The organism is Actinocatenispora rupis, from assembly GCF_016861975.1.
In the GTDB taxonomy this organism is placed as follows: Bacteria; Actinomycetota; Actinomycetes; order Mycobacteriales; family Micromonosporaceae; genus Actinocatenispora; species Actinocatenispora rupis.
This window is the reverse complement of sequence record NZ_BOMB01000032.1, coordinates 115,834-127,924: the sequence shown is the minus strand read 5'-3', so window position 1 is coordinate 127,924 and position 12,091 is coordinate 115,834. Positions and strand designations below refer to the sequence as shown.

Here is a 12,091-nt window from a genome sequence, read left to right as displayed (position 1 = left end):
GCACTGGGCGGTCGGTGGCTGCGGGCGGCGGCTCAGCGAGCTGTGCGCGCGGCGTCAGCGTCGGCTGCCACCGTGGGCCCATGACGGCATTCGAGACCGGGCGCGTCGAGTCGGCGGACGGCACCGTGGTGGGTTACCGCCGGCTGGGGCACGGACCCGCGCTGATCCTGCTGCACGGTGCCATGCAGGCGGCGCAGAACCTCGCCGCGCTCGCCGCGACCCTCGCCGACGAGTACGAGGTGTACGTGCCGGACCGGCGCGGCCGCGGGCTCAGCGGACCGTACGGGCCGGAGCACGGGATACGGCAGGAGGTGGAGGACCTGCGCGCGGTGGTGGCGGCGAGCGGCGCGACGCGGGTCTTCGGGCTGAGCGGCGGCGCGCTCGTCTCCCTGCGCACGGCGATGTGCACGCCGCAGCTGACGAGGATCGCCCTCTACGAACCGCCGCTGTCGGTACGCGGCTCGGCGCCCGTCGCCTGGCTCCCCCGGTACGAGCGGGAACTCGGCGCGGGACGTACGGCGGCGGCGTTGGCGACGGCGCTTCGGGGGATGGGCACCGAGCCGCTGTTCGCCCGGGTTCCGCGGTCCGTGCTGGTGCCGCTGATGTCGGTGGGATCCCGGCTCCAGGCCACCGGTCGCGCGGACGTACCGGTGGCCGAGCTGATCCCCACGCTGCCGCACGACATGCGGCTGGTCGCCGAACTCGCCGACACCGTTGCCGAGTACGCGGCGCTCGACGCCGACGTCCTGTTGCTGGGCGGCGGCAGAAGCCCCGGGTACCTGAGGACGGCGCTGGACGAACTGGCCGCCGTCCTGCCGCGCCACCGGCGCGTGACGTTCGACCGGCTCGGCCACTCCGGGCCGGACGACGACGGCGACCCCGCCCGGGTCGCCGCCGCGCTGCGGTCGTTCTTCGCGGACTGACGCCCGGCGCGTCAGCCGGGGAAGTGCCGCCAGTGCCCGTCGGACACGACCTCGACCGTACCGTCGACGACGGTGATGGCGGTCTCGTCGTCGATCGCGTACGACGGGCCCTTGATGCCGGCCGCCCACCGTTCGGCGTCGGCCATGGTGTTCTCCGGCAGCATCTCGTGATCGAGGTGCGGGAAGATCGAGAAGTCGACGAGGCCGAGGGTGCTGTCGTCGCCACCGGCGGGCGGTCGCCAGCCGACGAAGTCCGCGCCGATCCGCGGGGTCGTCACCATGCTGCCCGCGCTCATCCCGACGTACACCGTGTCGGTCAGCGACGGCAGCAGGTCCACGAAGCCGGACTCGCGCATCCAGTGGTACAGGTACAGCGCGTCGCCGCCGGACACCAGCAGTACGTCGGCCTCGCGTACCAGGGGGATCCAGCGGTCGGCGTCGATGCTGGGCAGGGCGGTGAGTTCCAGCAGCCCCACGGACTTCCAGCCCAGTTCGGTCATCGGCTGCTCGGACCGGCCGCTGACGAAGCGCCACGCGTTCTCGCCGGGTCCGGCGTACGGATGGCCGTACATGGCGGTGGGGATGCAGAGGGCGGTGCAGTCGGCGACCGGCCGGCCGAGCAGGGCGAGCAGGGCGTCGTGGATGCGCGCGTTCCGGACGCCCGCCGAGGTGAGAAGCAGCCGCACGATTCCTCCCGGTACTGGTGCGGTGAAGGTCGGTGCTGGACAGACCGGGGAGCGCCGCGAAACTCATCGCGCGGGTCACCCGACGCGGGGATGTGGCATAACAGGGCCATGATCTACCACGTCGCGCCGCGTGCCGCCTGGCAGTCCGCACCCGACCGGCCGTACGCGCCGGCGTCGCTCGCCGAGGAGGGCTTCGTGCACTGCTCGCCGGACGAGGCGACCACGGTGGCCGTCGTCAACGCCTTCTACCGCGCCGAACCGGACCTGGTCGTCCTGCTCCTGGACGAGCGCGGACTCGCCGGGCGGGTCGAGTGGGAACGCGCCGATCCGGTACCGCCGCCCGGCGTCGCCGCCGACGTGCCGTTCCCGCACCTGTACGGACCGATCGACCGTACGGCGGTGGCCCGGGTGCTCCGGATCGAGTGGGACGACGCGGGCCGGGCCGTTCGGTTGACGACCTGACGGATCCCTTTCACCGCAACGGTTGTCACGTCCTCCGCCGCGTGCGTCGCGGCCAGCCCGGTACCGCGCAGGCGCCGTCCACCGCCGGTCTGCGCTCCACTGCGTCGTACCGACTTCGGCGACGGGTCCCGTCCTGCGGCTCGCCGACGCACGAACGGGCCCGCGGGTTCGCGCCGTCAGGCGGGGTCCGGGGTGGTCAGGAAGTCGGCGAGGGCGGCGACGAGCGGCTCGGCCGGTACCTGGGGGAGGGAGTGGTGGGTGGCACCCGGCAGGACGGTGACGCGGGCCGCGGGCAGCAGCCGGGCGACGGTGTCCGCGACCGCGCGGCTGTCGTGCACCCGGCTGTCGGCGGCGAGCACGACGAGGGTACGGGCGGCCAGCCCGCGCAGCTCGTCGGCCGTGGGCCGGCGTATCCGGACGGGTCGGGCGGTCGGCTCGGTGACGGCGAGGTCGCGCAGCCGGCGCCAGTCGGGGTCGACGGCGGCGCCGCGGGTCTCCCAGTCGTGCAGCGCGGCGACGCGGGCCGGGGTTGGGCGTAGCAGCAACGGAAGCGCGTGCGCGAGGTACGCGGGCCGGTAGCCGGCGAAGCATCCGGTCGGGTCGACCAGCGCGAGCGTGTGCACCCGGTCGCCGGCGTGCAGCGCGTACCGGAGGGCGATGCCGCCGCCGTACGAGTGGCCGGCGAGGGCGGTGCCGGTGACGTGGAGCCCGTCGAGCAGCGCGTCGAGCCACCCGCACGCGTCGCCGGCGGTACGCACCGGGCGGTCGCCGGGGACGCTGCGGCCGGGTTCGCCGACGAGGTCGACGGCGTGCACCCGGTGCGTACGGGCGAGGGCGGGTGCGGTGCGCTGCCACACCATCGAGGTGGCGCCGCCGCCGGGCAGGAGTACCAGCGGGGGTGCGTCGGTGGCGCCCACGCTGGTGACGCGGGTCGTCCCGTACGGCGTGCGGACGTCGCGGGTGCTGGCGTCCGGCCACCGGGCGAGGACCGTGTCGTACGCGTCGAGGAACGTGGACATGGCGCGATAATATCTCGCTCAGCGAGATAATTGACGAGGGGTCGCCGTGCCGTCGGAGATGTCGACCGTCCACCTGCTGCGCGAGGTGGCCGTGCAGTTCGGGCTGCGCAGCGCGGAGTTCGCGGCCGCCAACGGGATGCACCCCACCGACGTCCGCGCACTGATCTGCCTGCTCGACGCCGAACGCGCCGGCGAGCCCGCCACCGCCGGCCGGCTCGGCGCCCGCCTCGGCCTCAACTCCGCGGGCACCACCGGCGTCGTCGACCGCCTCGTCCGCCTCGGGTACGTGCGGCGCGAACGCGACCCGCACGACCGCCGCCGGGTACGGATCGTGGTGGACGAGCGGGCGGTGGCGCTGGGCGAGGCCGCGTTCGGTCCGCTCATCGGCCGCATCGTCGACCTGCTGCGCACCTTCACCCCGGCCGAACGCGACGCGATCCACCGCTTCCTGCTCGGTACGGTCGCCGCCGCGGATCCGGACTGACGCGCGTCGGCCGGTTCGTACCGGGAGGGGCGGTCTGTCGGACATCTCCGGAGGGTCGGGGCGTCCCGCGGCGGCGGCGTGCTCACCCCCCGAGGGTGAGTCGCGGCGGCGGCCGATGCGGGACTCTGGCGAGGCGAGCCGATTCCTCCCGGGAGGTACCGATGGGACTGCTCATGAGGCCACGCCGTCCGCTGATGCGCGTCGCGGCGGGGGCCGCCACCGCCGGAATCGCTTACCACGCCGGCAAACGCCGCGCCGCGGAGGATCAGGCCGCCGCCTACCAGCAGCAGCAGTACCAGCCGCCGCCGCAGTACCAGCAGCCGCCGCCGCAGTACCAGCAGCCGCCGCCGGAGCAGCAGTACCAGCAGCCGCAGTACCAGCAGGCGCCGCAGGCGGCGGGCGGGCCGACGACCGAACTGGAACGGCTGGTCAGCCTGCACCAGTCCGGCGCGCTCACGGACGAGGAGTTCGCCGCGGCCAAGGCACAGGTACTCGGCGGTTGAGGGGGCACCGATGGACGAAGACAGGGTCAAGACCCTGACCCGGGCACTGGAGATGGCCGTCAGCGGCGAGACGGCGGGCGCGGCGGACGTCTTCACCGAGGACGTCGTCGGCTGGTCGCCGGCGATGACCGTACGGTCGCGTGCCGAGCTGGTCGCCGAGCTGGCCGACCGGGTCGCCGCGTTCTCGGACGTGGCGCTGTCGGTGGACGCCACCGTCGGCGCCGACGGCCGGGTGTTCGGCGAGTGGCGGCTGGAGCTGACGCACACCGGGCCGCTGCGCATCGACGACGACGTACTGGAGCCGACCGGTCGGCGCATCACGTTGCGCGGCATCACCGTCGCCGTGTTCACCGGCCCCCGGATCGCCGAGTTCCGGCAGTACTGGGACGAAGCCGACCTGCTGGAGGGTCTGGGGCTGCTCCCGGCGTCGTGACCGCGCGCCGCACCGTCGACGGTGCGTACCGGTCGATCGGAGGTGGCGGGATGGTCGCCGAACACGTCGTACGGCCGGGTCACCCGGCCCAGGCCGGCGAGTGGTACGCGCGGCTGCCGGCCGAGGTGGCCGACGCGTTCGGCGTGGACGTGAACGTGGGGCTGCCGCCCGAGCGTGCCGCCGAACTGCTCGACGCGAACGGCCCGAACGCGCTGCCCGAGGAGGAGCCGACGCCGCGCTGGCGCCGGTTCCTCGACCAGTACCGCAGCTACATGCAGGTCATCCTGCTCGCCGCGGCGGTCGTGTCGCTGCTGATCACCCAGTGGGGCACCGCCGCGCTGCTGTTCGCGCTGACCGTACTCAACGCGCTGGTCGGGCTGCGGCAGGAGGGCAAGGCCGAGAGCGCCATGAACGCGCTCCGGTCGATGACCCGCACGACCGCCCGGGTCCGCCGCGGCGGTACCGACCGGGAGGTCCCCGCGGACCAGCTCGTCGTCGGCGACGTCGTGCTGATCGCCGCCGGCGACCAGGTACCGGCCGACGGGCGGGTCGTCGCGGCGCACGCGCTGGAGATCGACGAGTCGTCGCTCACCGGCGAGAGCGCGCCGGTCGCCAAGGAGGTCGGCGCGCTGTTCGGCGAGCGCCTGGTACCCGGGGACCAGACGAACATGGCGTTCATCAACACGCCCGTCACCCGCGGCAGCGGCGTCATGATCGTCACCGCGACCGGCGCCAGTACCGAACTCGGCCGTATCTCCGGGATGCTGTCCACGACCGTGCCCGAACAGACGCCGCTGACGCGCGAACTCAACCGGCTCACGCTGTGGATCGCCGCCGCCGCCGGCCTCACGATGATCGTGATGTTCGTACTCGGGCGCAGCCGCGGCGAGGCGTGGGACACGCTGTTCATCAGCGCGGTGGCGCTGGCGATCGCCGCCATCCCGGAGGCGCTGCCCACGGTGACCCAGACGATCCTGTCGCTCGGCGGCGTCGAACTCGCCGGCAGGAACGCCATCGTCAAGGACTTGCCGTCCGTCGAGACGCTCGGCTTCACCTCCGCCATCAACGCCGACAAGACCGGCACCCTCACCATGAACCAGATGACGGTCGTGGAGGTACTCGACCCGACCGACCGGTACACGGTCTCGGGGGAGGGGTACTCGCTCGACGGGGGTGTCCAGCACGCGGCGGGGTCCACGGCGACGATCGAGGACGCGGTCCTGCCGTACCTGGTGGCCAACGACGCGCGGCTCGCCGACGGTCAGGTGGTCGGCGACCCGACCGAGGCGGCCCTGCTCGTACTCGGGCACAAGGCCGGCATCGACGTCGAGGCCACCCGTACGGCGCTGCCCCGGGTCGCGGTGCTGCCGTTCGACCCGGCGTACAAGCTGATGGCGACGTTCAACGAGGCCGTCGACGGGATCGGGCGCCGGGTGGTGCGCTGCTTCGTGAAGGGCGCCGCGCCCGCCGTGATGGCCCGTACGGCGACGGCGTTGTCGGGTGGCCGCAGCATCGCGTGGGACGCCGACCTCGCCGACCGTGCCCAGCGCAACCTGGAGCGCATGGCCGCCGCCGGGCAGCGCGTCATGGCCGCCGCCACCCGCGACATCGACCCGTCGCGGTTCGACCCGAACGGCGACCTGCTCGGCTACGTCAGCGGGCTGCGGATCACCAGCCTCGTCGGCATGGTGGACCCGCCGCGCGCCGAGTCGCGTGCCGCGGTGGCCGACGCGCACGCCGCGCACATCCGGGTCCGGATGGTCACCGGCGACGACGTCACGACCGGCGCCGCGATCGCCAAGCAGGTCGGCATTCCCGGTGAGGCGATCCTGGGCACCGACTTCGCCGCCCTGTCCGACACCGAACGACTCGCGCACATCGACGGCATCGGCGTCGTCGGCCGCGTCACCCCGGAGCACAAGGTACTGCTCGCGGAAACGTTGAAGCGCAAGGGACACGTGGTGGCGATGACCGGCGACGGCGTGAACGACGCGCCGGCGATCAAGTCCGCCGACATCGGTGTCGCCATGGGCACCGGTACGGAGGTGGCGAAGAACGCTGGCCGGATGATCCTGTCCGACGACAACTTCGCCACCATCGTGTTCGCCGTACGGCAGGGCCGGAAGATCTACGACAACCTCACCAAGTACATCCGGTTCGTGTTGATCCTGCTGGTGGTGTTCGTGCTGACGTTCCTGGGCGCGACGCTGCTGAACATCGCGGCCGGCGAACCGTTCACCCCGGCGCAGGTGCTGTGGATCCACTTCGTCGTCAACGCGCCGTTCGGCTTCGCGCTCGGCTTCGACCGGGAGAGCCCCGGCCTGATGGCGCGCCGCCCCCGGCCCCGCGGCGAGTCGGTACTCACGACCGGCGTGATGCTCACCGCGGGCCTGGTCGGCCTCGCCGTCACGGTCGGCCTGCTGTCGATGATCACCGTCGGCCGCCTCCGGTACGGCAGCGTCGAGGTCGGCAGCTCCATCGCGCTCACCGCGTTCGCGCTGTGCCTGCTGGTGGCCGCCGTCGAGTGCCGCAGCGAGACCGACAGCGCGCTGACGCCCGACACCTTCAACAGCCGGTACATGAACTGGGCGCTGCTCGGCGAGTTCGTGCTGGCCGTGCTCGTCACCCAGCTCGACGCGTTCCGGCACCTGCTCGGTACGGTTCGGCTCGACGCGATGCAGTTCATGTGGGCGTTGGTACCGCCGCTGGCGTTGCTGATGCTGTGGGAGACCGGCAAGGCCGTCGCGCGCCGCACCGCCCGTACCGCGCGGCCCTGACGCTGCCGTGCGCTGATTCCTTGCGGTACAAGGGATCGGCGGGTCAGCGGGCGAGGTCGTCGAGGTGCAGGCGCAGCAGCCGGCGGGCCTGGGCGGGGCTGACGGTCGGCGGCGCGGCGAGCAGTTGCACGACCAGCCCGTCGAGCAGCGCGTGCAGCCGGGCGGCCTCCGTCCTCGGCGTACGGTGCGCGGCCAGCCGGCCGAGCGCGCGCAGCCGCCGTACGACCGAGTCGACGACGTCGCGGATGAGCGCGTCGACCTGCTGCCGGCGCTGGTGCAGGTGCGGGTCCTGCTGGCCCGCTCGCCATCGCCGCGGTACTCGCGCTGTTCGCGTTCCTGCCGCCCGCGCCGCCGCTGGACCGGCTGCCGCACGTACTCGGGTGGCTGCCCGTGTTCCTGCTCGGCGCGCTGGTCAACGCCGCCGCCGAGGAGTTCCTGTACCGGCACGCGACGGCCGCGGCGCTCCGCGGTGTCACCGCGACCGTCCCGGCCGTACTCCTCGGGTCGGTGGTGTTCGGGCTCGGGCACCTCACCGGCAACCCGGGAGGCGTCGTCGGCGTCGGGTACACGGTGGTGTTCGGTCTGGTGTGCGCGGCGGCGATGGTACGGGTCCGCGGCGTCGCCTGGAACCTGCCGATCCACGTCGCCGGCGACCTCGGCGTCGTCCTCACCGCCGCCCTGCTCACCACCTGATCCTGTTTGGGCGGCGTCCACCGGACCGGTTCCGGCGGCGTACCCGGAACGCCGTCGTCTGGCGGAAACCGTTGCGCGGCAGCGCATCGCGCTCCGGTATCGCGGGGGACGGTTGACACGTCGGGTCAGCTGTAACTAGTTTGGTTGCAGTATCGGCGTGGGGTCGGAGGTGCGTGGTGGTGCGGTTGAGCAGCCGGTGCACGGTGGCGATCCACGCGCTCACGCTGCTCGCGCGCAGCGGCGACGGTCAGTTGCAGTCGTCCGGCGAGATCGCCGACAGCCTCAGCAGCAACCCGGTCGCGGTCCGGCGACTGCTCGGGCAGCTGCGCGACGCCGGGCTGGTCGTCTCGGTCGAGGGGCACGGGGGAGGGTGGCGGCTGGCGCGGCCGGCGCGCCGGATCAGCCTGCGCGACGCGTACCTCGCGGTGGAGGAGGGTCCGGTGCTGCCCGGGTACGCGCACCCGCCGAGCGAGATGTGCGTCGTCGGGCGCAACATGCACGCCGTGCTCGACGAGGAGTTCGAGCAGGCGGAGCGGGCCATGCTGGATCGGTTGGCACGGACCACGATCGCGACCATGCTGGCCCGGGTACTGGAACGGGAGCGCGCCTGAGGGGCGCGCCGGACGGAGGCGTACTGGCGGAGGGCGACGTGCCCTCCGCTTCTTCCGGACCAATCTGCAACACCAATAGTTACAGATGGAGTTTGCCTGATGCACCAGACACCCACCCGGACCCCGCAGGTCCCCCTACCGGCGCTGCTGAGCGTGCTGGTACCGGCGATGCTGCTGATGATCGTGGCCAGCGACATGGTCAACCTGGTACTGCCGCGCATCGGCCGCGACTTCGGCGCCAGCGAGGCGGAACTGGCCTGGGTCGTGACCGGCTTCCTGCTGGTGTTCGCCGTCGGAGTCCCCTTCTACGGCCGCATCTCCGACCGGATCGGCATGCGCACCCTGTTCGCCTGCGCGCTCGCCGGGTACGCCGCCGGCAGCCTCGTCTCCGCGTTCGCGCCCACCCTCCTCGTACTCGTCGCCGGCCGCGTCGTCACCGGCGCCGGCGCCGCCGCGATCCCCGTACTGTCGGTCATCGCGGTGACCCGGCTGCTGCCACCCGGCCGGCGCGGTACCGGAATCGGGTTCATCTCCGCCGCCAGCGGCGTCGGCACCGCGGCGGGCCCGGCGGTCGGCGGCGGTCTCGGCCAGGCGCTCGGCTGGCCCGGACTGTTCCTCGTCACGGCCGGCTGCGCCGTCCTGCTGATCCCCGCCGCCGTACGGCTCCTGCCGGCCGACGCGCCCGGCGACGACCGCCCCTTCGACATCGCCGGCGGCGTACTGCTCGGGCTCGCGGCCGGGTTGCTGCTGTTGGGTGTCACCCTCGGCCAGGGCGCCGGGTTCACCGCGCCGTCGGCGCTCGGCAGCCTGCTCGGCGCGGTCGCCGCCGGCGCACTGTTCGTCCGGCGCACCCGGCGCGCCAGGCACCCGTTCGTCGACCCGGCCATGTTCGCCAACCGCGTGTACTCCGCCGCCACCGGCACCGTACTGCTCGCGATGCTCGTCAACCTCACCGCACTGGTGTTCGTCCCCGTCATGCTGGTCGACGCCAACGGCCTCACGCCCGGCGGCGGCGCGCTCGTGATGATCCCCGGCGGCGTCGCGTTCGCGGTCGTGTCACCGCTCGTCGGGCGCCTCGTCCCACGCGCCGGGGCGCGGAACCTCACCGTCGCCGGACTCGCCGCCATGGCCCTGTCCATGCTCGCGCTGTCGTTCCTCGCCGGCGCCCCACCGGCCGCCACCGCCGTCGTCGTACTGGTCCTCGACCTCGGGTTCGCCTTCGTGGCCACCAGCCTCACCGACCTCGCCGCCGGCGCCCTGCCACCCACGCAGGTCGGCGTCGGGCTCGGACTCTTCCAGGGCGCCCAGTTCCTCGGCGCCGGCGCCGGACCGGCCATCGTCGGCGCGCTCGTCGCCGCCCGGCAACATGCCGGCACCGCCCTCAACCCCTGGTACGTCCTGGCCGCACCCGCCTACTCCGACGCCTTCCTCGTACTCGCCGGCGTGGCCGTGCTCGCCGTCGTCGTCGCCCTGCGCCTCCGCTCCGCGGCCCGCACGCGCATCCCCGATCCGGCAACCACACCAAGCCGTAGCTGACCCCGCGGTACCGCCCGCTGTCGTACCGCGGGTCGTGCGGGGCGTCCCGCGTGGCGCAGTCGCGTACGACGGTGGGTCCGGGGCGGAGCAGCGCCGGACGTGCGCGCGGACCGACCCCGTTTCCCTTGGTACGAAAGGGTTCCGGCTCACGGGCGGGGGAGGAGGAGCGGGACCGCCGCGGCGGTGACGACCACGACCACGCTGAACACGGTGAGCGTGCCGCCGAGCCCGACGAGCGCGACGCACGCCGGCGCGAGCGCGGCGCCGGTGACGGCGGCGAGGGCGTCGCTGGTGGCGAAGCCGGCGCTGACCCGGCCGAGGACCGTACCGTCGACGTCGGCCTGGATCCGGTGCTGCGTGGCGACCATCGCGATCGCGCCGGGAACGCCGGCCAGCGCGGTGAACGCGGCGGCGACCGGCATGTTCGGCGCGTGGAACATGCCGAGAAACGCCGCGCCGACGGCGAGGTAGGCGCCGGCCAGCACGGTACGGGTGGGGTGCCGGCCGACGACCAGCCTGCTCGCGGCCGAGCCGACCAGGTACCCGACGCCGAGGGCGCTGACGAGGTACCCGACGTCCTGCCCGGGGCTGTGCAGGCGCCGTACGACGAAGGGGACGAGCAGGGCGGTGAGCGCCGCGTTGGCCGTCCAGTACGCCCAGGTGGTGGCGAGCATGCCGCGCAGCAGCCGGGAACCCGCGAGCAGCCGGACGCCGTCGCGCAGCTCGCGCGCCACCTGCCAGGCCCCGGTACCGGTCCGTCGCGGTGCGGGGATCCGTTGCAGCGCAACGGTCAGCGCGGCCGGGACGAGGTAGCTGGCGACGTCGGCGGCGACGGCCGCGCCGAACCCGCCGACCGACAGCAGCAGGGTGCCGAGCGGGGGACCGGCGAGTCGTACGACGCCGACGGCGAACGCGAAGGCCGAGTTCGCGGCGGCGAGGTTCGGCCCGGTACCCGCGACGGCCGGCAGCAGCGCGGTGGACGCGGGCCGCAGAAACGCCGCCGCGACCTGTTCGGCCACGAGTCCCAGGTACAGCAGGGGAAGCCGGTCGGGGGTGGTGCCGCACAGCATCAGGGCGACACCGGCGGCGGCGCCGAGGTTCGCCAGGATCAACACCGTGCGGCGGTGCCAGCGGTCGATGAGCGCGCCGGCCCACGGCCCGACCAGGATCGCCGGTACGGCCTCCAGCGCGAGCGCCAGGCTGGTCGCCACCGTGGAGCCGGTCACCCGGAACACCTGGTACGGAACGGCCACCACGAGCAGCATCGAGCCCAGCTGCGACACCGTACCGCCGAGGAGCAGCAGGCGTACGTCGCGGTTCCGGAGTCCGAGGGCAACTCTCATGCGCCGCAGGCTATTCTCACGGAACAGTTCATGGCAAGATGTGTTCTGTGGAGACAGAAGACGTCGTCGTCGCGCTCGGCCGCCGACTGCGCGCCCGGCGTACGGTCCGGCAGGACACGCTCGCCTCGACCGCCGAGCGGGCCGGCCTGTCCGTGCCGTACATCGCGAACCTGGAGAACGGGCGCGGCAACCCGACGCTCGCCGCCCTCGACCGGCTCGCCGCCGCGCTCGGCGCCCGCCTCGTCGTCGACCTGGCCGACGCCGACGACCAGCGGGACGGGCCGACCGACGCCAACCCGCCGCCCTCGCTGATCCGGTTCGCGAAGTCCGCGCCCTTCCACGCCGCCGTGCGGCGCATCGCCGACGCCACCCACCACCCCCACCCCGTGGTACGCGAGCGGCTGCTCGCCGCGATGACCCGGCTCGGCTCCCTGGCACCCGACGGCCGGGCGACCGACCTGGACTGGCACCGCGTACTCGACGCCGCGACCCTCATCGCCACCAACGGCTGACGTCGCGACCGATTCCTTTCCGCGGCGGCCATGGTCTACCTGGGTGGAGGCGCGAACGCGGCCTCCGGACACGGCCGAGTACGAGGGGTTGATCGCCGATGGGTACGCC

General features: G+C 73.5%; 13 protein-coding genes and 1 pseudogene. 10 read left to right on the top strand and 4 right to left on the bottom strand.

Annotated elements, in window-relative coordinates; all coding sequences use genetic code 11:
* The first annotated feature begins 80 nt into the window (after positions 1-80).
* Positions 81-923 carry an alpha/beta fold hydrolase gene (locus tag Aru02nite_RS27595; RefSeq protein ID WP_203662519.1) on the top strand — a complete coding sequence of 281 codons (843 nt, stop codon included), beginning with the start codon at positions 81-83 and terminating at the stop codon, positions 921-923.
* Positions 924-934: 11 nt separating this feature from the next.
* Here the strand turns inward: Aru02nite_RS27595 and Aru02nite_RS27590 are convergent, their stop codons facing one another.
* Entirely contained in the window at positions 935-1,609 is a 675-nt protein-coding gene (locus Aru02nite_RS27590) for a Type 1 glutamine amidotransferase-like domain-containing protein (protein ID WP_203662517.1), read from the bottom strand.
* Between the two features lie 108 nt (positions 1,610-1,717).
* Here Aru02nite_RS27590 and Aru02nite_RS27585 point away from each other — a divergent pair, with 108 nt between their 5' ends.
* Positions 1,718-2,071: a DUF952 domain-containing protein gene (locus tag Aru02nite_RS27585; RefSeq protein WP_203662515.1), complete on the top strand. Its 354-nt coding sequence runs from the start codon at positions 1,718-1,720 to the stop codon at positions 2,069-2,071.
* Positions 2,072-2,247: 176 nt separating this feature from the next.
* On the opposite strand, the gene Aru02nite_RS27580 is transcribed toward Aru02nite_RS27585, so the two are convergent.
* Complete coding sequence (locus tag Aru02nite_RS27580) at positions 2,248-3,090, bottom strand: alpha/beta fold hydrolase (protein WP_203662513.1); 843 nt, start codon at positions 3,088-3,090, stop codon at positions 2,248-2,250.
* A gap of 46 nt (positions 3,091-3,136) precedes the next feature.
* On the opposite strand from Aru02nite_RS27580, the gene Aru02nite_RS27575 reads away from it, so the two are divergent.
* The 4 genes from Aru02nite_RS27575 to Aru02nite_RS27560 all read left to right on the top strand — a co-directional run bounded on the left by Aru02nite_RS27575 (position 3,137) and on the right by Aru02nite_RS27560 (position 7,287).
* Positions 3,137-3,574 (top strand): MarR family winged helix-turn-helix transcriptional regulator, encoded by a 438-nt coding sequence (locus Aru02nite_RS27575; protein ID WP_239076991.1) that lies wholly within the window; start codon positions 3,137-3,139, stop codon positions 3,572-3,574.
* Between the two features lie 161 nt (positions 3,575-3,735).
* Positions 3,736-4,077, top strand: a complete 342-nt coding sequence (locus Aru02nite_RS27570) for an SHOCT domain-containing protein (RefSeq protein ID WP_203662512.1) — start codon at positions 3,736-3,738, stop codon at positions 4,075-4,077.
* 10 nt (positions 4,078-4,087) lie between these two features.
* Complete coding sequence (locus tag Aru02nite_RS27565; protein WP_203662511.1) at positions 4,088-4,510, top strand: ester cyclase; 423 nt, start codon at positions 4,088-4,090, stop codon at positions 4,508-4,510.
* A gap of 50 nt (positions 4,511-4,560) precedes the next feature.
* A complete protein-coding gene (locus Aru02nite_RS27560; protein WP_203662510.1) occupies positions 4,561-7,287 on the top strand; it encodes a cation-translocating P-type ATPase in 2,727 nt (908 codons plus the stop codon).
* A gap of 43 nt (positions 7,288-7,330) precedes the next feature.
* Here the strand turns inward: Aru02nite_RS27560 and Aru02nite_RS37635 are convergent.
* Positions 7,331-7,582, bottom strand: a pseudogene (locus Aru02nite_RS37635) (TetR family transcriptional regulator C-terminal domain-containing protein); the annotation flags it as partial.
* A 95-nt stretch (positions 7,583-7,677) separates the two neighbouring features.
* Here Aru02nite_RS37635 and Aru02nite_RS27550 point away from each other — a divergent pair.
* From Aru02nite_RS27550 to Aru02nite_RS27540, 3 genes are all read left to right on the top strand, one after another.
* Positions 7,678-7,980, top strand: a complete 303-nt coding sequence (locus Aru02nite_RS27550) for a CPBP family glutamic-type intramembrane protease (protein WP_203662509.1) — start codon at positions 7,678-7,680, stop codon at positions 7,978-7,980.
* A 179-nt stretch (positions 7,981-8,159) separates the two neighbouring features.
* Positions 8,160-8,591, top strand: a complete 432-nt coding sequence (locus tag Aru02nite_RS27545; protein WP_203662508.1) for an RrF2 family transcriptional regulator — start codon at positions 8,160-8,162, stop codon at positions 8,589-8,591.
* Positions 8,592-8,690: 99 nt separating this feature from the next.
* The gene (locus Aru02nite_RS27540) at positions 8,691-10,127 is read left to right on the top strand and encodes an MFS transporter (RefSeq protein WP_203662507.1); all 1,437 of its coding nucleotides are present in this window, start codon (positions 8,691-8,693) and stop codon (positions 10,125-10,127) included.
* A gap of 146 nt (positions 10,128-10,273) precedes the next feature.
* On the opposite strand, the gene Aru02nite_RS27535 is transcribed toward Aru02nite_RS27540, so the two are convergent.
* Positions 10,274-11,470 carry an MFS transporter gene (locus Aru02nite_RS27535; RefSeq protein ID WP_203662505.1) on the bottom strand — a complete coding sequence of 399 codons (1,197 nt, stop codon included), beginning with the start codon at positions 11,468-11,470 and terminating at the stop codon, positions 10,274-10,276.
* 47 nt (positions 11,471-11,517) lie between these two features.
* Between Aru02nite_RS27535 and Aru02nite_RS27530 the strand changes: the two genes are divergently transcribed.
* The gene (locus tag Aru02nite_RS27530) at positions 11,518-11,982 is read left to right on the top strand and encodes a helix-turn-helix domain-containing protein (protein WP_203662503.1); all 465 of its coding nucleotides are present in this window, start codon (positions 11,518-11,520) and stop codon (positions 11,980-11,982) included.
* The last annotated feature ends 109 nt before the right edge of the window (positions 11,983-12,091 follow it).

Excerpts from the sequence above, each read along its gene's own strand:
- Aru02nite_RS27595 (WP_203662519.1), top strand. The coding sequence starts at position 81 with ATGACGGCATTCGAGACCGGGCGCGTCGAGTCGGCGGACGGCACCGTG.
- Aru02nite_RS27585 (WP_203662515.1), top strand. The coding sequence starts at position 1,718 with ATGATCTACCACGTCGCGCCGCGTGCCGCCTGGCAGTCCGCACCCGAC.
- Aru02nite_RS27580 (WP_203662513.1), bottom strand. The coding sequence starts at position 3,090 with ATGTCCACGTTCCTCGACGCGTACGACACGGTCCTCGCCCGGTGGCCG.
- Aru02nite_RS27570 (WP_203662512.1), top strand. The coding sequence starts at position 3,736 with ATGGGACTGCTCATGAGGCCACGCCGTCCGCTGATGCGCGTCGCGGCG.
- Aru02nite_RS27565 (WP_203662511.1), top strand. The coding sequence starts at position 4,088 with ATGGACGAAGACAGGGTCAAGACCCTGACCCGGGCACTGGAGATGGCC.
- Aru02nite_RS27560 (WP_203662510.1), top strand. The coding sequence starts at position 4,561 with ATGGTCGCCGAACACGTCGTACGGCCGGGTCACCCGGCCCAGGCCGGC.
- Aru02nite_RS27540 (WP_203662507.1), top strand. The coding sequence starts at position 8,691 with ATGCACCAGACACCCACCCGGACCCCGCAGGTCCCCCTACCGGCGCTG.
- Aru02nite_RS27535 (WP_203662505.1), bottom strand. The coding sequence starts at position 11,470 with ATGAGAGTTGCCCTCGGACTCCGGAACCGCGACGTACGCCTGCTGCTC.